Origin of the sequence: Rhizobium sp. BK112 (genome assembly GCF_014193215.1) — a bacterium.
Taxonomy (GTDB): Bacteria; Pseudomonadota; Alphaproteobacteria; order Rhizobiales; family Rhizobiaceae; genus Rhizobium; species Rhizobium anhuiense.
In genome coordinates, this window is sequence record NZ_JACHYZ010000001.1 from 464,162 (window position 1) to 480,447 (window position 16,286).

Below are 16,286 nucleotides of genomic sequence, written 5' to 3' on the forward strand. Positions count from 1 at the left end.
TAAATAGCCACGCAATCGCTTAGCGTCAATCTTTGTAGCCGAGATTGCCGCCGTTTTCCTGCGCTTTATCTCCCTGATCGCGCAATTTATTTGATCCGCCGCATCAGCGTGGTTTATGAAGCGGCATCAAAACAGGAGTGAAGACCATGCTGCGCGATCAACTCGCCACCCAGCTGAAAGAGGCGATGAAGGCCAAGAATGCGGAGCGGCTTTCCACCGTCCGGCTGATTCAGGCCGCGGTCAAGGACCGCGATATCGCCAATCGCGGCACCGGCAAGGAGCAGGCGAGCGACGACGAGATCCTGCAGATTCTCGCCAAGATGGTGAAGCAGCGCGACGAATCGGCAAAGATCTACGAGGAGAATTCCCGGCCGGAGCTTGCCGCCAAGGAGCGCGCCGAAATCACCGTCATTCAGGATTTCATGCCGAAGCAGCTTTCCGACAGTGAAGTGCGCGCCAACGTCTCGGCGATCATCGCCGAGACGGGTGCCGCGGGCGCCAAGGATATGGGCAAGGTGATGGCAGCGCTGAAGGAGCGTTATGCCGGCCAGATGGATTTCGCCAAGGCCTCGGCGACCGTCAAGGAATTGTTGAACGGATAAGTTTCAGATAACGCGTCGTGCCTGCGGCTCGTCACGGACCGCAGGCCCGAGCACCGCTTCGGCGGCGGCATCGACGATGGCGAATTTCGCCGCCTGATAATTCCAATATTCGCGGATGAAGTGGCCCGACAGCCAGAAGTCGCCCTTGCGGGAGAGTTCTGTCCAGCCGACGCTTTCCATGGTCGCCGCCTGCGTCAGTAGCCGCTTCAGATGGGTGTTGGAGATCATGAACTGTTCGCGCAGTTCCCTGAGCGACAGAGGGCCGAGAACGACGCGGTCGGCCGTCCGGGGAAATTCCGGAAGGCGCGAGATCAGGTAGTCCATCACCAGTCCGCCGGAATTTGCCCAGTTGAAGAGGTTGAAGGTCGGGCCTGGATTGCGCACCGCTTCACTCCCGATGATCGCCTTGGCGATCAGCGGCTGGATCGCTGCCATCATCGCCGAGGGATCGGCAGTGATCTTGTCGGCGCGCTCACCGCCGTCGAGGCTATCGAGGATCATCATATGGGTGACGAGCCAACGGGTGAAATGCTGCTCGGCGATTTCGGTCGGCTCCAGGTAGCGTGTGCGCTTGTCGGGGCCGGGAACCGGTCGCAGGAAGCGATAGGCCAGCATTTCCTGCATGAAGGCTGCGGCCGTGTTGCGGCTGGCGATATCGTTCTTGACCGCGAAATCGATGAAGCGGCCGGAATAGAGGCCGCTCTTGCCGCCGTCGGGATGACCGTAGTGAAGGGCGAAACCGGCATGGGCCATCAGCCAGCGCTGCTGCGCGGCGAAGATCGAGGCGATGCGCGGGCTCTCGCGATAGATGGCGAGCATCTGATCGGCGCACTGCAGGATCGCAGCGAAAAATCGATCGTCTGCTGCAAGATTTTCCGCGGTAAAAGCCATTGGAGAGGTCCAGGAGTTCGGCGCATACATCTTTCATGCCAGCACCGCCTGTCAACGGTTTTGTCAATAAGCGGTTAATTTCAAAGGGAGAGTTGTCGCAAGGCGAGCCAAAATTTAAGAAGGCAGGAGCTGGGGGCGCTCCTGCCTTCTTGCTCTTTGCTTCCGCCGGCAACGCAGGACCGAGGCCCAAACCGGAGGGTATTTGCAAAGGCACCCTTGCGAAGCGGCGCCGGGGGTAGGGATGGTGCTTCGCTCGGGGATCGCTTTGTTGAGATCGAACCTATTGCGGGCTGGCTGCTTATTCAAATTACAAAAAAATAATGATTGGCGAAAACGGCGGTTTGGGGGGCATCAAAGCGGAGGCCGGGCAGTAGGCTGTAAGACGGGGGTGTCCGAGCGGCGGAATTGATATGTCACTGTTTTTAAAGGATTTAATATGGGAATTCGGCAGGCTTTGGCTCTTTGTGGAGCACTCACGACGGTGCCGTTCCCGATCTGCGAGGACAATAATGTCGCACCCCTGTCGCAGGGGCGATAACGTGTTGTTGATTGGAAAACCGACATCGCAAGCAACCGGTGCACTTGCCTGTGAATAGCGGGTTTTCATGACAAGTTTCGTGGCATGGAGCGGCAAAGCAGCTTATATGGAGCTTGGCCAAGAGGTATAGATGCGCTTTTCCAACACCTTTCTCGATGAGATCCGCGACCGCGTTCCGATTTCGAACGTGATTGCGCGCCGCGTCAGCTGGGACAAGCGCAAGACCAACGTATCGCGCGGCGATTATTGGGCCTGCTGCCCGTTCCACGGCGAGAAATCGCCGAGCTTCCACTGCGAGGACCGAAAGGGCCGCTATCACTGCTTCGGCTGTGGGGTCACCGGCGACCATTTCCGCTTCCTGACCGAACTCGAGGGCCTGAGTTTTCCCGAGGCGGTGCAGCAGATCGCCGATATGGCCGGCATGCCGATGCCGCTGGCCGATCCTGTGATGGAGAAGCGTGAGAAGGAGCGCGGTTCGCTGATCGACGTCATGGAAATGGCGACGCAATTTTTCCAGGACCAGTTGCAGACGGCGAATGGGGCGAGGGCACGGGCCTATCTGCGCGACCGCGGGCTGACGGGACGCACCATCGAGACCTTCCGTCTCGGCTATGCGCCCGACAGCCGCAATGCGCTGAAGGAATTTCTTGCCGGCAAGGGCGTGCTCAAGGAGCAGATCGAGGCCTGTGGCCTGGTCGTCCATGAAAACGTGCCGGTTTCCTACGATCGCTTCCGCGACCGCATTATGTTCCCGATCCTTTCGTCGCGAGAGAAGGTCATCGCTTTCGGCGGCCGTGCCATGTCTGCGGATGCGCCGGCGAAATATCTGAACTCGAACGAGACGGAGCTCTTCCACAAGGGCAATGTTCTTTATAATTTCGCCCGTGCGCGGCGCGCGATCCAGGGACCGGGCCGCGGCGACCCTCAGGATGACAATGCGACGGGCACCATCATCGCCGTCGAAGGCTATATGGACGTGATCGCGCTCTATCAGGCCGGCGTCGAGAATGCCGTTGCGCCGCTCGGCACGGCGCTTACCGAAAACCAGCTCGAACTGCTCTGGAAGATGGTGCCGCAACCGGTGCTCTGCTTCGATGGCGACGGGGCCGGTATCCGCGCCGCCAATCGCGCCGCCGAACTGGCGCTGCCGCATCTGAAGCCCGGCCGTTCCGTCCGCTTCGCGCTTCTGCCCGACGGCAAGGACCCGGACGATCTTGTGCGCGACGAGGGCCGCGCGCCCTTCGACAAGGTGATGAGCCAGGCAAAGCCGCTTTCCGAGATGCTGTGGAGCCGGGAGATCAATACCGGCAAGTTCGACACGCCCGAGGCGCGCGCCGAGCTCGAAGCACGGCTGAAGCAACTGGTCGCCGTCATCGCCGACGAGAATGTGCGCCGCCACTACCAGCAGGATATTCGCGACCGGCTGAACGCTTTCTTCCAGCCGCAGTTCCAGAACCGCAACAATGGCGAGCGCCGCGGCGGCTTCGCGGGCAATGGCAATTACCGCCCGGGCCGCGACAATGCCGGCAAGGCGGGGCCGAAAAGCCCCAGCATCATTTCCGACCGGCTCGCCCGCTCCGGCCCCGTGCGCGGCCACCGGGACAATACGGCGTTGCGCGAAAGCGTGTTGGCGCTGACTGTCATCAATCACCCCTCGCTGATGATCGACGATTATGACGAAATCGCCGCGATCGACTATGACAGCCGCGAGCTGCAGCGGCTCTGGTCGGCGATGCTCGGGGCTGCCGCTGCCGTCGCCGGCCCGCATCTGACACGCGAATATCTCACCGAACGGTTGGAATTCGAGGGTTTCGGTCCGCTCATCAAGAGCCTCGATCAGCAGGTGCGCAATGCCCGGCTCTGGACGGCGACCGAGGAGGCGGCGATGGAGGATGCGCGCGAAGGCTACCGCCAGGCGCTGGCCTTCCACAAGCGGGCGAAGGCGCTGCGCCGGCAGAAGATCGAACTCGAGCGAGAGATTGCGCTGGCGACCGAAGCCGGCGACGGCGAGGCGATCGTTCAATTGATGCGCGCGCAGCAGGAAGTGCATTTCGAAGGGGTGCGCCTTGAGAACCAGGAGGCGATCATCGATGGCTTCGGGGTGCTTTCCGGCCGCGTCAAAGGGGCGGCGAACCACTGATGTCGCTGACCGAACGCAATGAACCGGGCTTTTGCGCTTCCGGCGCGCTGTTTTCTTCCGGCCGCTCGCCACTCGCTATCCTCAAGCAGGTCTACGGCTATTCCTCCTTCCGCGGCAAGCAGCAGCAGGTGGTCGAACATGTGGTTTCCGGCGGCGACGCTGTCGTGCTCTTTCCCACAGGTGCGGGCAAATCGCTGTGTTTTCAGATCCCGGCGCTTTGCCGCGATGGCGTCGGCATCGTCGTTTCGCCGCTGATTGCGCTGATGCGCGATCAGGTGGAGGCGATGAAGCAGCTCGGCATCCGTGCCGCAGCGCTCAATTCGTCGCTGTCGCGCGAGGAATTCGTCGAGGTTCGTCGCGCGCTCTCGGCAGGCCACCTCGACCTTCTCTACGTGACGCCCGAGCGCATTCTGACCGACGGGTTCCGCGAGCTGATCGCCAACGAGAAGATCGCGCTCTTTGCCATCGACGAGGCCCACTGCGTCTCGCAATGGGGCCATGATTTCCGGCCGGAATATCGTGCCCTCGGCCGGCTCGGTGAACAATATCCCGGCGTGCCGCGCGTGGCGCTGACGGCGACGGCCGATCCGCATACGCGCGACGACATCATCGAGCGGTTGGGGCTCGATGCCGCGGAGATCTTCACCACCAGTTTCGACCGGCCGAACATTGCCTACGAGATCGTCGAGCGTGACCAGCCGCGCCAGCAGCTCTTGAGGTTCCTCTCCGGCCATAAGGGCGACAGCGGCATCGTCTATTGCCTGTCGCGCGCCAAGGTCGAGGATACGGCCGACTGGCTGAACGGGCAGGGCATCCGCGCGCTCGCCTATCATGCCGGCATGGACAGGGCGGTTCGCGACGCCAATCAGGATGCCTTCCTGAAAGAAGAGAATCTTTGCCTGGTCGCCACCGTCGCCTTCGGCATGGGCATAGACAAGCCGAATGTGCGGTATGTCGCCCATCTCGACCTGCCGGGCTCGGTGGAAGCCTATTATCAGGAGACCGGGCGCGCCGGGCGCGACGGCCTGCCGTCGGAGGTCTGGATGGCCTATGGCATGGCCGACGTCATCCAGCGCGGCCGGATGATCGACGAGGGCAGTGCCGCCGCCGAGATCAAGCGGGTCGAACGCGCCAAACTCAACGCATTGCTGGCGATCTGCGAGACGGCTTCTTGCCGGCGCCAGGCGATCCTTGCCCATTTCGGCGAAGCGCATGCCGGCCATTGCGGCAATTGCGACACCTGCCTGAAGCCGGTCGAAACCTGGGAGGGCACGGAGGCGGCGATCAAGGCGCTGGCCGCCATCTATCGCACCGGCGAGCGTTTCGGCGCCGGCCATGTCGTCGACGTGCTCCTCGGCAACGTCAACGAAAAGACCGAGCGTTTCGGTCACGCCGAGATGCCGGTCTTCGGTGCCGGCAAGGATATTCCGGCGCGTGTCTGGCAATCCGTGTTCCGTCAGCTGCTCGCCATGGGTCTGATCCGCGTCGATCACGAAGCTTTCGGCGCGCTGAAGCTGGAGCCGGAGGCGCGGGCCGTCTTCAAGCACGAGCGGCAGGTGTTCTTTCGCAAGGACCGCCCGGCCTCGGAGCGGCGTACGAAGAAGGCGGAGCGCGGCGAGCGCAAATCCGGCTTGTCAGGCGCCGATGGCGCTCTCTTCGAGGCGCTGCGGGCCGAGCGCATGGCGATCGCGAAATCGCTCGGCGTGCCGCCCTATGTCGTCTTTCCCGATACGACACTCATCGCCTTCGCCACGGAGAAGCCGCGAAGCCGCAAGGAATTGCTCGCCATATCGGGCGTCGGGCAGGCGAAGCTCGAACGCTACGGCGATGCCTTCCTCGAGATCATTCTCTCGCACGACAAGGGCTGAAGGCTCACGGCTGATCTCGGTCCAGCGCTGAAGAAGACAAGCCGGCGGCGATATGCTAACCCGGCTGGCACGGAAATCTTCACGAAGGGCCGCCCCATGACCTCGCAATTTCTCTCCCATCTCCGCAACGAGATTTCGGTGCTGAAGGATGCCGGCCTCTATAAATCCGAGCGGGTCATCACTTCCAAGCAGGCGGGCGAGATCGGCATTTCCACCGGTGAGCGGGTGCTGAATTTCTGCGCCAACAACTATCTCGGCCTTGCCGACAACGAGGAACTGGCCGAGGCCGGCAAGCAGGCGCTCGACCGCTACGGTTATGGCATGGCTTCGGTGCGCTTCATCTGCGGCACGCAGGAGGAGCATAAGCAACTCGAGGCGCGCATCTCCGCCTTCCTCGGCATGGAAGACACGATCCTCTATTCCTCCTGCTTCGATGCCAATGGCGGCCTGTTCGAAACGCTGCTGTCCGAAGAGGACGCGATCATCTCGGACGCGCTGAACCACGCCTCGATCATCGACGGCGTCAGGCTTTCGAAGGCCAAGCGTTTCCGCTACGCCAATAACGACATGGCAGCACTCGAAGAGGAATTGAAAAAGGCCGAAGGCAGCCGGTTCAAGCTGGTCGCCACCGACGGTGTCTTCTCGATGGACGGCATCATCGCCAATCTCGGCGGTGTCTGCGATCTCGCCGAGAAATACGGCGCGATGGTCATGGTCGATGACAGCCACGCCGTTGGCTTCGTCGGCAAGAACGGCCGCGGTTCGGCCGAACATTGCGGTGTCGAGGGCCGGATCGACATCATCACCGGCACGCTTGGCAAAGCGCTCGGCGGCGCCTCGGGCGGTTACACTTCGGCCAAGGCTGAAGTCGTCGAATGGCTGCGGCAGCGCTCGCGGCCCTATCTGTTCTCGAACACGCTGGCGCCTGTCATCGCTGCGGCCTCGCTCAAGGTGTTCGATCTCATCGAAAACGGCGATGCCTTGCGCAAGCGCCTTTCCGACAATGCGGATCTCTTCCGCACAGAGATGACCAAGCTCGGTTTCACGCTTGCCGGCGAAGGCCATCCGATCATCCCCGTCATGCTGGGTGACGCCAAGCTCGCCCAGGACATGGCGGGCCTGATGCTGAAGAAGGGGATCTATGTGATCGGCTTCTCCTTCCCCGTGGTGCCGAAAGGCCAGGCCCGCATTCGCACGCAGATGTCGGCGGCGCATTCGCGGGCGGATGTGGAGCGGGCGATCGCGGCTTTTGCCGAGGCAGGGCGGGAATTGGGTGTGATTTGAGAATAGGCGATGCTGCCCCTCACCCTAACCCTCTCCCCGCTCGCGGGGAGAGGGGACGTGCCCAACGGACCGCTTGAGAATGCGGAAACGGTGCGGCATATCCCTTCGCCCCGCTTGCGGGGAGAAAGGGCCGGCAGGCGGATGAGGGGCTGCGACAGATACGGGGCCAAGGAATACAGATATGTCGAACATGATGAAGGCACTGGTCAAAGCGAAACCGGAAGTCGGGCTCTGGATGGAGAATGTGCCGGTGCCCGAGGTCGGGCCGAACGATGTGCTGATCCGGGTGAAGAAATCGGCGATCTGCGGCACCGACGTCCATATCTGGAACTGGGACCAGTGGGCGCAGAAGACCATTCCGGTGCCGATGGTGGTCGGCCATGAATTTTCCGGCGAGATCGCCGAGATCGGTTCGGCGGTCACCCGCTATCATGTCGGCGAGCGCGTCTCCGGCGAGGGGCATATCGTCTGCGGCAAGTGCCGCAACTGCCGGGCGGGCAGGGGGCACCTCTGCCGCAACACGCTTGGCGTCGGCGTCAACCGCCCGGGTTCCTTCGGCGAATTCGTCTGCATCCCCGAAAGCAATGTCGTGCCGATCCCGGACGATATATCAGACGAGATCGCGGCAATCTTCGACCCGTTCGGCAATGCCGTGCATACCGCACTCTCCTTCGATCTTGTCGGCGAGGACGTGCTCGTCACCGGCGCCGGCCCGATCGGCATCATGGGCGCGCTCGTCGCCAAGCGATCCGGCGCCCGCAAGGTCGTCATCACCGATATCAATCCGCACCGGCTGGATCTCGCCCGCAAACTCGGCATTGACCACGTCGTCGATGCTTCCAAGGAAAACCTCGCCGATGTGATGAAGGCGATCGGCATGACGGAGGGTTTCGACGTCGGGCTTGAAATGTCGGGAGCGGCCCCCGCCTTCCGCGACATGATCGACAAGATGAACAATGGCGGCAAGATCGCCATTCTCGGCATCGCGCCTGCTGGTTTCGAGATCGACTGGAACAAGGTGATCTTCAAGATGCTTAATCTCAAGGGCATCTATGGCCGCGAGATGTTCGAGACCTGGTACAAGATGATCGCCTTCGTCCAGGGCGGCCTCGACCTTGCGCCCATCATCACCCATCGGATCGGCATCGACGATTTCCGCGATGGCTTCGAGGCGATGCGGTCGGGCAACTCCGGCAAGGTCGTCATGGATTGGATGTGAGGAGGACGACATGATTTATGAAGGAAGCTGCCATTGCGGCAACGTTGCTTTCGAGGTCGAAGGCGAATTCACCGAGGCGCTGGATTGCAACTGCTCGCTCTGCCGCAGGCGGGGCGGGCTTCTCGCCTTCGTGCCGCGTGACAAGCTGGTGCTGAAGACGCCCGAGGCCAATCTCTCGACCTATACTTTCAACAGCCATGTCATCCGGCATCACTTCTGCGCCAATTGCGGCATCGCGCCGTTTGGTGAAGCCGTGACCCCGGATGGCGCGGCGATGGCCTCGATCAATCTGCGCTGCATTCCCGCGGTCGATCTCGGGGCGCTGACGGTGAAGGCCTATGACGGCGCGGCGCGTTAGATTCTTCAGGCTGAAGGCGCATATATCATCGGTACAACTGCAAAAATGGTGGAAATAACGGGTATGGCGGGCAAAATATTTGCTGCCCTTGTCTTTTGTTCGCCGCATCTTAAATAAGGCTTCGCAATCGCTGCCGCGGTTCAAAGCCTGTGGATAAGGCTTTTTCCGATATTTCGTGAGCTTTTTTTCTGGAAAAGCTTGACGAGAACAAAAAATGTGGGAATCACCGTTCGACTTGTTGAAACGGTGAACTGGGTCAAGGCGGATCGCGCAACCATGGCCGGAAATCCAAAAGCAAGAAAGCTTTGCTGTCCGGTGCCGGCGATCGTGGTTAATCAGGCTTTAAATGTCATCCCGTTAGGTGGGCAAAGGTGATTCGAGGGCGGCGCGAGCGACGCGTCAGGCCCTGAGACGGCCCATTCACCGTAGCGAGATTGGATAGCGTCAGGAAGGCGACGATATAAATGGCAACCAAGGTCAAAGAGAACGAAGACGCGGAAGTCGAACGCGACGGCGCAAGCGACGGCCCTCTTCTCGATCTTTCCGACGACGCGGTCAAGAAGATGATCAAGGCCGCCAAGAAGCGCGGCTATGTGACGATGGACGAGCTCAACGCTGTCCTGCCGTCCGAAGAAGTGACGTCCGAGCAGATCGAAGACACGATGTCGATGCTGTCGGATATGGGCATCAACGTCATCGAGGACGAAGAAGCCGAGGAAGCCGGTGCTTCCGGCGGCGGCGATGACGACGACGCCGGCGGTGACGAGGACAGCGAAGGCGGCGAGCTCGCACCTTCGAGCGGCACGGCGCTTGCGACCGCCAAGAAGAAAGAACCGACAGACCGGACAGACGATCCTGTTCGTATGTACCTGCGCGAGATGGGCTCGGTGGAGCTTCTCTCCCGCGAGGGCGAAATCGCGATCGCCAAGCGCATCGAGGCCGGCCGCGAAACGATGATCGCAGGCCTCTGCGAGAGCCCGCTGACCTTCCAGGCGCTGATCATCTGGCGTGACGAACTCAACGAAGGCACGACGCTGCTGCGCGAGATCATCGATCTCGAAACGACCTATTCAGGTCCTGAAGCCAAGGCTGCGCCGCAGTTCCAGAGCCCGGAGAAGATCGAGGCCGACCGCAAGCTCGCCGAGGAAAAGGAAAAGACCCGCCGCGCCCGCTCCGGCGACGACGACATTACCGATGTCGGCGGCGAAGGCCTGCCTCCCGAAGAGGAGGAAGAGGACGAGGACGAATCCAACCTTTCGCTGGCGGCGATGGAAGCAGAGCTTCGTCCGCAGGTGATGGAGACGCTGGATACGATCGCCGAGACCTACAAGAAGCTGCGCAAGCTGCAGGACCAGCAGGTCGAGCAGCGGCTGTCGGCTTCCGGCACGCTGTCTACCGCCCAGGAGCGCCGCTACAAGGAACTCAAGGATGAGCTCATCAAGGCCGTCAAGTCTCTGTCCCTGAACCAGAACCGCATCGATGCTCTGGTCGAGCAGCTCTACGACATCAACAAGCGCCTCGTTTCCAACGAAGGCCGCCTGCTGCGTCTGGCCGAATCCTATGGCGTCAAGCGCGACTCCTTCCTGGAGCAGTACCAGGGCGCCGAGCTCGACCCGAACTGGATGAAGTCGATCGGCAATCTGGCTGCTCGCGGCTGGAAGGAATTCGCCAGGGGTGAAAACACGACGATCCGCGACATCCGCCAGGAGATCCAGAATCTGGCGACCGAGACCGGGATCTCGATCTCGGAATTCCGCCGCATCGTGCATATGGTGCAGAAGGGCGAGCGCGAAGCGCGCATCGCCAAGAAGGAAATGGTCGAAGCAAACCTTCGCCTCGTCATCTCCATCGCCAAGAAGTACACGAACCGCGGCCTGCAGTTCCTCGACCTCATTCAGGAAGGCAATATCGGCCTGATGAAGGCGGTCGACAAGTTCGAATACCGCCGCGGCTACAAGTTCTCGACCTATGCGACATGGTGGATCCGTCAGGCGATCACCCGTTCGATCGCCGACCAGGCCCGCACGATCCGCATTCCGGTGCACATGATCGAGACGATCAACAAGATCGTCCGCACGTCGCGCCAGATGCTGCACGAGATCGGCCGCGAGCCGACGCCGGAAGAACTGGCCGAAAAGCTTGCGATGCCGCTCGAAAAGGTCCGCAAGGTCCTGAAGATCGCCAAGGAGCCGATCTCGCTCGAAACCCCGGTGGGCGACGAAGAGGATTCGCATCTCGGCGATTTCATCGAGGACAAGAACGCGCTGCTGCCGATCGACGCCGCCATCCAGGCGAACCTGCGCGAAACGACGACCCGCGTTTTGGCCTCGCTGACGCCGCGCGAGGAACGCGTCCTGCGCATGCGCTTCGGCATCGGCATGAACACCGACCACACGCTCGAAGAAGTCGGCCAGCAGTTCTCGGTCACCCGAGAACGTATCCGCCAGATCGAGGCAAAGGCGCTGCGCAAGCTGAAGCATCCGAGCCGCTCCAGAAAGCTGCGCTCGTTCCTCGACAGCTGAGCGACGACAAGATCTCTACGATTGCGAAAGCCGGGCTTCATGTCCGGCTTTTTGCTTTCCGTCTTTGTGTCATCCAGTCGTTATCTCGCAACCGGTGTTTCGGCCCCACATTGCTCGCCTAGTCTCAATCTGTGATCTGCTGCCATGTCGAACGTTTGGAGGTCCGCTTTTAGGTGCCACGCGAGCGCGCACTGAAGCTCTGTGTACGAAGAAATTTTGTACGCAGTCCCAGACGCGGGGTTATCTCGACTTTCTGCACACTTTTGGGCGACATGCCTAATACCAATGATCCCGGCGGCTTTCTTGTCGCTGGGTGGTGACAAGATTATAGTCCGGCCACGGGGGAAGAAATCGATCGCGATGCGCGAGCGAGGACCGGTGCATGCCCGCGTCGGGCGAATCCTCCGTTGGGAGGTGCGAAATGACCACTTACATTGTGTTGATCAACTGGACGGACCAAGGTGTGCGCAACGTTCGCGACTCGTCAAAACGGCTGGATGCGGCGAAGAAATTGCTCGGCGACATGGGCGGCTCCTTCAATCAGTTCTTTCTGACGATGGGCGGCCACGACATGGTGGCTGTCTGCGAAGCGCCTGACGATGCCGTGATGGCGCGGTTTGGCCTCTCGCTCGCGATGGGCGGCAATGTCCGCACCCAGACACTGAAGGCATTCCCGGAGGCCGCCTATCGAGAGATCATCGGCTCACTTGGTTGATCGCGACAAAGGACCGCTATCGGCGGTCATAAGCGTTGCGCAACTCGCGTCAGACTGGCACTGTCGCCCTGTCCTTAATTCCTCGTGGCGTATCGGCAGGGCTCTTGATGAAAGCGTTCCCGGGTTTTATGGCCGCCTTCGATTGTCCGACAGCTGCTTCCTGAGCGATGGCACTGGTGTGGGAAAATCGGGGCGAAAGCATCGAGCGGGGCGCTTTCGCCTCGTTCGCTCTGCATGCCGTCATGCTTGCACTGCTGCTCCTGCTGCTTCCGAGACCTGAGCCGCCGGCACCGTTGCCGGACGACGGCATTACGGTTGATATCGTTCCCGAAGTCGCCAAACCTTCTGCGATAGCGCAGCGGGTCGCGGCGCCTGCACCCGCTACGGCAAAGCCGGATGCGAGTGCGCCGGTCCAGGAGATCGCTCCGCCGCATCAGGAGGAGGCGCCGGCGGCCGCGAGGTCGCCTGAATGGGCTTCCGTCCCTCCGGTGCCGCCGAAGCCTGGTGTATTCGTCCAGGCGGGCCAGCTGTTTTCGGAGACGGTGTTGTCAGATCCGCGCAGCCGGCGCGCCCGCGAGGCGCTGCGCGGCCTTGCCGGCAGCGAGCGCAATCTGCAGCTCTGTGACCTGGAGGCGCTGGAACAGGTGCGCCGCGCGCAGCCGGCGATGGCGCCGGATGCGCTCGCGCCCTATGCGATGGCGGCGGAGAAGGTCAGCGGCAACAGGGTCGAGGTGAAGGGCGGCGCCTTCCGCAGCAAACGGAAGTGGTACAATATTCAGTTCAAATGCGAGCTCAATGCCGCCTCCGGCAAGGTCGCGTCCTTCGCCTTTCTCATCGGCGATGCCATTCCGCAAAGCGAATGGCGGGTCCATGACCTGGTGGCGGACGATGGAGCCGCCGACCAATGACACCATAGCGCCGCGCGTCTTTTCGGACGCGCAAAGGACGCTGTAGCACTTTGAATGGCTGCTGCGATCACGCGGTTTTTTTCTTTTGTGGCTTGATGCTGCCGGCTTTAAAGGCCACATCGCTGCTGTGACAGAAGAAGACGTGGAACCAGCGGAAACGCAGCATGAAACGGGAAAACAGCGGCCTCAAATCCGCTGGGGTGTCGTCGCGTCCGTTGTCGCGCATATTCCCATCATTGCTCTTCTGATTTTCGGGCTGCCGAAGATCGAGCCGAAGCCCGCCGAAGACGAGAGCGTCAAGGTGGAGCTCGTTCCGCCGCCGGAGGAGAAGAAGCCGGAGCCCAAGCCCGAGGAAAAACCACCGGAGCCGAAGCCGCCGGAAGAGGCCAAGAAGCAGCCACCGCCACCTCCTCCGCCACCACCACCTCCTCCTCCGCCGCCGGCTCAGAAAGCTCCCGAGCAGGCGAAGCCGATGCCGACCCTGAACCCTGTCGTCCAGTTTGGCGACAGGAATAGCGGCCCCGAAAGATCGTTGGCGGGAAAATCGTCTCAAGGCGAAGCCAAACCCGCATCAACTCCACCGGAGCACGATGCGGAACCGGAGCAGAGGCCGACACAGGCTGCCGCGGAAAAGCCTGAAACTGAGACGCCTGCTTCAAAGCTCGTCCCAGATGATGTGAAGCTTCCAGAGGTTGCGACAACGGACGTTTCCCCGAAGCCCAATGGGCCGCCGACAGACATGTCCGGCGAAGCCACGACGAGTATCGAGCAGGCCAAACCACTGGAGCAGAAGACCGCTGAAAAGTCGAAAACGGTCGCTAAAAACAACGATCTGCCCAAGGCAAAAACGCTGTTTTCGCACATTGGAGATGGCAATTTGCTTGCGCAGACTGCGATCGATGGCCTTCCGCGCAAAGAACGAGTGGCCAAACTTTGCGCGACTGAACTTCAAGGGCAGCTCGTTCACGATTCGCCGAGCTATGCTCCTATCGATTTGCCTTTTCGTCGGCTGCCAACCGGTACTCTCCTCGATATCGATGACGCAGCTTTTAGCACAGCCAGGGGCTGGTACCATGTTCGCTTCCGTTGCGAAGTGGATGAGAATGCCACGAAGGTCGTGTCGTTTGCCCACAAGGCCGGCGGATTGATCCCTCGTAGCCAGTACGCGAAGTATGGTATTGAGGATTAGTTTCACTGTCTCGATACAGTCTGGCCGGCAACAAGCCACGCGCAAGGAACCGCACCTAGCCTCTTCTCATGGCCGTGATGTTTCCGGTGAAGAAGAGGACAAATGATATGTCGAACGAGATCGAGCGTTTTTTGGAGCGTCAGGACGAAGCCGTGAGCGCGCTGTTCCTGGAGAACAAAGGCGACGAACTGACCGATATTCTGGTGGCGGCTCTGGAAGAGGCTTTCGAAATCCTTCTCGAAGCCGCGCCCCCCGAAACTGTTCATTGAAGTCGCAGAGGGCGTCCAGCGCCGATATGCGCTGACCGATCGTGCCGCTTGCAGTGCATCGCCCTGTCGGGATAATGCGGCAGCGTCAATGGCATGGATATCATGTCGAATTGCCAAGAAGATCAACCGCTGGCAGCGGGCGCGCTTGATGCCCGCCTGGCCGGATACCGGTTCGAGCGCGATGCGCTCGGACGTTCTGCGGCGAGCGTCTTCCGGCTCGAAGCTCCCGGATTGCCGACGCTTTATCTGAAGGCCGAACAGGCCGGCCCTTTCGGCGAGCTCGCCGACGAGGCAGCCAGGCTGCGTTGGCTCAAGGCGTCCGGTCTGCCCTGTCCCGATGTCATAGCAGAGGATAGCGACGGTGCGCACAACCGGCTGCTGATCAGCGCGCTGCCGGGTAATGACCTCGCCAGCGCGTCGGCGCTGACGCCGTTTGCGCGGGTCGAACTGCTGGCGGTAGCCCTTCTCGACCTGCATCGGCTGCCGATCGCATCCTGCCCTTTCGACCATCGGCTGGAGAGACGCATTGCGGCGGCGAAAGCGCGGATGCAGGCCGGCATCGTCGACGAGACCGATTTCGATGAGACGCGGCTTGGAAAGAGTGCCGAAGCCCTGTTTGCCGAACTCGAAAGCAGAAGGCCGGGCCGCGAGGATCTCGTCGTCACCCATGGCGATGCCTGCCTGCCGAATTTCATCGCCTCCGAAAAGGGATTTTCCGGCTATATCGACTGCAGTCGCCTTGGCGTCGCCGACCGCTATCAGGATATCGCGCTTGCCTGCCGCAGCATCGCCTATAATTTCGGCGCGGCGCTGGTGCGGCCCTTCCTCGACCGCTACGGCCTGCCGGCCGCGGATCCGGCGAGGCTCGGCTACTATCAACTGCTCGACGAGTTCTTCTAGGCGTTGCCTCCTCTCCGTCCGACTGGCAGAGTGGCCCGTGATCGGACCTGCGGACAGACGATGGCGAAAAACCAGTTCAGGATGTTGCGCTCGGCGCTGACTGGCGTCGAAGCGGTAGAAGCGGAAACGCATCACAGCTTCGCCCGCCACACGCATGAGCAATTCGGCATCGGCCTGATGTCCGCCGGTGCGCAGTCCTCGCTCAGCGGCCGCGGCATGGTCGAGGCCGAGGCCGGTGACATCATTACGGTCAATCCGAACGAGGTGCATGACGGCGCGCCGATCGGCCAGCGACGATCCTGGCGCATTCTCTATTTCGATCCCGCCATCGTCACCGGTCTGGCGCACGAGATCGGCGAAGACGGGGTAGGGCGATCGGAAATTCCGCATCCCGTCATCCGTAACCGCGCGATCGCCGGCCGCTTCGAAACGCTGTTCCGTGCGGCAACCGGCGCTGCGGCGGACGGGCTGCTCTGCGAGGAACTGCTTCTGCAACTCGTCGCCGACGTCATGCGCGAGCGCGGCGGCGCCGAACAGAGGCCGCCGGTGCCGGCGTCGATCCGTGCGGCGCGAGAGCTGATCGATGACGATCCGCTTGCCGCCGTCTCGCTTGCCGATCTCTCCCGGGAAAGTGGGCTCAGCCGCTTCCAGGTGCTGCGTGGTTTTGCCAAGGCGACCGGCCTGACACCGCATGCCTATCTCGTCCAGGCCCGCATCCATATTGCACGGCGGCTGATTGCTCAGGGCATGCCGCTGGCGGAAGCGGCTTTTGCCAGCGGCTTTGCCGATCAGAGCCATATGACGCGCGTCTTCGTGCGCAAATACGGTCTGTCGCCGCGCCTCTATGCCGGCGCCTTTCTCTGAACCTGCAATTTCGTTCAAG

At 61.5% G+C, this 16,286-nt stretch carries 14 protein-coding genes; 13 read left to right on the top strand and 1 reads right to left on the bottom strand.

From position 1 onward, the window contains the following. The first annotated feature begins 146 nt into the window (after positions 1 to 146). Positions 147 to 602, top strand: a complete 456-nt coding sequence (locus tag FHT75_RS02160) for a GatB/YqeY domain-containing protein (protein WP_028758328.1) — start codon at positions 147 to 149, stop codon at positions 600 to 602. Positions 603 to 605: 3 nt separating this feature from the next. Here the strand turns inward: FHT75_RS02160 and FHT75_RS02165 are convergent, their stop codons facing one another. Then, positions 606 to 1,493 carry a hypothetical protein gene (locus FHT75_RS02165; RefSeq protein WP_063474556.1) on the bottom strand — a complete coding sequence of 296 codons (888 nt, stop codon included), beginning with the start codon at positions 1,491 to 1,493 and terminating at the stop codon, positions 606 to 608. 668 nt (positions 1,494 to 2,161) lie between these two features. Here FHT75_RS02165 and dnaG point away from each other — a divergent pair. The 12 genes from dnaG (at position 2,162) to FHT75_RS02225 (ending at position 16,267) form a co-directional block, all read left to right on the top strand. After that, a complete protein-coding gene (gene dnaG, locus FHT75_RS02170) occupies positions 2,162 to 4,171 on the top strand; it encodes a DNA primase (protein ID WP_047611091.1) in 2,010 nt (669 codons plus the stop codon). Then, the gene (gene recQ, locus FHT75_RS02175; protein WP_127430197.1) at positions 4,171 to 6,039 is read left to right on the top strand and encodes a DNA helicase RecQ; all 1,869 of its coding nucleotides are present in this window, start codon (positions 4,171 to 4,173) and stop codon (positions 6,037 to 6,039) included. The genes dnaG and recQ overlap by 1 nt, the downstream gene beginning before the upstream one ends. A 96-nt stretch (positions 6,040 to 6,135) precedes the next feature. Then, positions 6,136 to 7,323, top strand: a complete 1,188-nt coding sequence (locus FHT75_RS02180; RefSeq protein WP_028758332.1) for a glycine C-acetyltransferase — start codon at positions 6,136 to 6,138, stop codon at positions 7,321 to 7,323. Between the two features lie 181 nt (positions 7,324 to 7,504). Beyond that, positions 7,505 to 8,542, top strand: coding sequence for an L-threonine 3-dehydrogenase (gene tdh / locus FHT75_RS02185; RefSeq protein WP_028758333.1), 1,038 nt, complete (start codon positions 7,505 to 7,507; stop codon positions 8,540 to 8,542). A gap of 10 nt (positions 8,543 to 8,552) precedes the next feature. Further along, positions 8,553 to 8,900 (top strand): GFA family protein, encoded by a 348-nt coding sequence (locus FHT75_RS02190; RefSeq protein WP_063474559.1) that lies wholly within the window; start codon positions 8,553 to 8,555, stop codon positions 8,898 to 8,900. Positions 8,901 to 9,364: 464 nt separating this feature from the next. Next, a complete protein-coding gene (rpoD, locus tag FHT75_RS02195) occupies positions 9,365 to 11,422 on the top strand; it encodes an RNA polymerase sigma factor RpoD (RefSeq protein ID WP_047611085.1) in 2,058 nt (685 codons plus the stop codon). Positions 11,423 to 11,843: 421 nt separating this feature from the next. Beyond that, positions 11,844 to 12,137 (top strand): GYD domain-containing protein, encoded by a 294-nt coding sequence (locus FHT75_RS02200; protein ID WP_018242976.1) that lies wholly within the window; start codon positions 11,844 to 11,846, stop codon positions 12,135 to 12,137. A gap of 167 nt (positions 12,138 to 12,304) precedes the next feature. After that, positions 12,305 to 13,045 (top strand): DUF930 domain-containing protein, encoded by a 741-nt coding sequence (locus FHT75_RS02205; RefSeq protein WP_063474560.1) that lies wholly within the window; start codon positions 12,305 to 12,307, stop codon positions 13,043 to 13,045. A gap of 85 nt (positions 13,046 to 13,130) precedes the next feature. Further along, positions 13,131 to 14,234, top strand: coding sequence for a DUF930 domain-containing protein (locus FHT75_RS02210; protein ID WP_063474561.1), 1,104 nt, complete (start codon positions 13,131 to 13,133; stop codon positions 14,232 to 14,234). A gap of 107 nt (positions 14,235 to 14,341) precedes the next feature. After that, positions 14,342 to 14,503: a hypothetical protein gene (locus tag FHT75_RS02215; protein WP_165932205.1), complete on the top strand. Its 162-nt coding sequence runs from the start codon at positions 14,342 to 14,344 to the stop codon at positions 14,501 to 14,503. 102 nt (positions 14,504 to 14,605) lie between these two features. Next, positions 14,606 to 15,403, top strand: a complete 798-nt coding sequence (locus tag FHT75_RS02220) for an APH(3')-II family aminoglycoside O-phosphotransferase (RefSeq protein ID WP_063474697.1) — start codon at positions 14,606 to 14,608, stop codon at positions 15,401 to 15,403. A 60-nt stretch (positions 15,404 to 15,463) separates the two neighbouring features. After that, complete coding sequence (locus FHT75_RS02225) at positions 15,464 to 16,267, top strand: helix-turn-helix transcriptional regulator (RefSeq protein WP_063474562.1); 804 nt, start codon at positions 15,464 to 15,466, stop codon at positions 16,265 to 16,267. The last annotated feature ends 19 nt before the right edge of the window (positions 16,268 to 16,286 follow it).

Excerpts from the sequence above, each read along its gene's own strand:
- FHT75_RS02220 (WP_063474697.1), top strand. The coding sequence starts at position 14,606 with ATGTCGAATTGCCAAGAAGATCAACCGCTGGCAGCGGGCGCGCTTGAT.
- dnaG (WP_047611091.1), top strand. The coding sequence starts at position 2,162 with ATGCGCTTTTCCAACACCTTTCTCGATGAGATCCGCGACCGCGTTCCG.
- recQ (WP_127430197.1), top strand. The coding sequence starts at position 4,171 with ATGTCGCTGACCGAACGCAATGAACCGGGCTTTTGCGCTTCCGGCGCG.
- FHT75_RS02200 (WP_018242976.1), top strand. The coding sequence starts at position 11,844 with ATGACCACTTACATTGTGTTGATCAACTGGACGGACCAAGGTGTGCGC.
- FHT75_RS02225 (WP_063474562.1), top strand. The coding sequence starts at position 15,464 with ATGGCGAAAAACCAGTTCAGGATGTTGCGCTCGGCGCTGACTGGCGTC.
- FHT75_RS02165 (WP_063474556.1), bottom strand. The coding sequence starts at position 1,493 with ATGGCTTTTACCGCGGAAAATCTTGCAGCAGACGATCGATTTTTCGCT.
- FHT75_RS02180 (WP_028758332.1), top strand. The coding sequence starts at position 6,136 with ATGACCTCGCAATTTCTCTCCCATCTCCGCAACGAGATTTCGGTGCTG.
- FHT75_RS02205 (WP_063474560.1), top strand. The coding sequence starts at position 12,305 with ATGGCACTGGTGTGGGAAAATCGGGGCGAAAGCATCGAGCGGGGCGCT.
- rpoD (WP_047611085.1), top strand. The coding sequence starts at position 9,365 with ATGGCAACCAAGGTCAAAGAGAACGAAGACGCGGAAGTCGAACGCGAC.
- tdh (WP_028758333.1), top strand. The coding sequence starts at position 7,505 with ATGTCGAACATGATGAAGGCACTGGTCAAAGCGAAACCGGAAGTCGGG.
- FHT75_RS02215 (WP_165932205.1), top strand. The coding sequence starts at position 14,342 with ATGTCGAACGAGATCGAGCGTTTTTTGGAGCGTCAGGACGAAGCCGTG.
- FHT75_RS02190 (WP_063474559.1), top strand. The coding sequence starts at position 8,553 with ATGATTTATGAAGGAAGCTGCCATTGCGGCAACGTTGCTTTCGAGGTC.
- FHT75_RS02160 (WP_028758328.1), top strand. The coding sequence starts at position 147 with ATGCTGCGCGATCAACTCGCCACCCAGCTGAAAGAGGCGATGAAGGCC.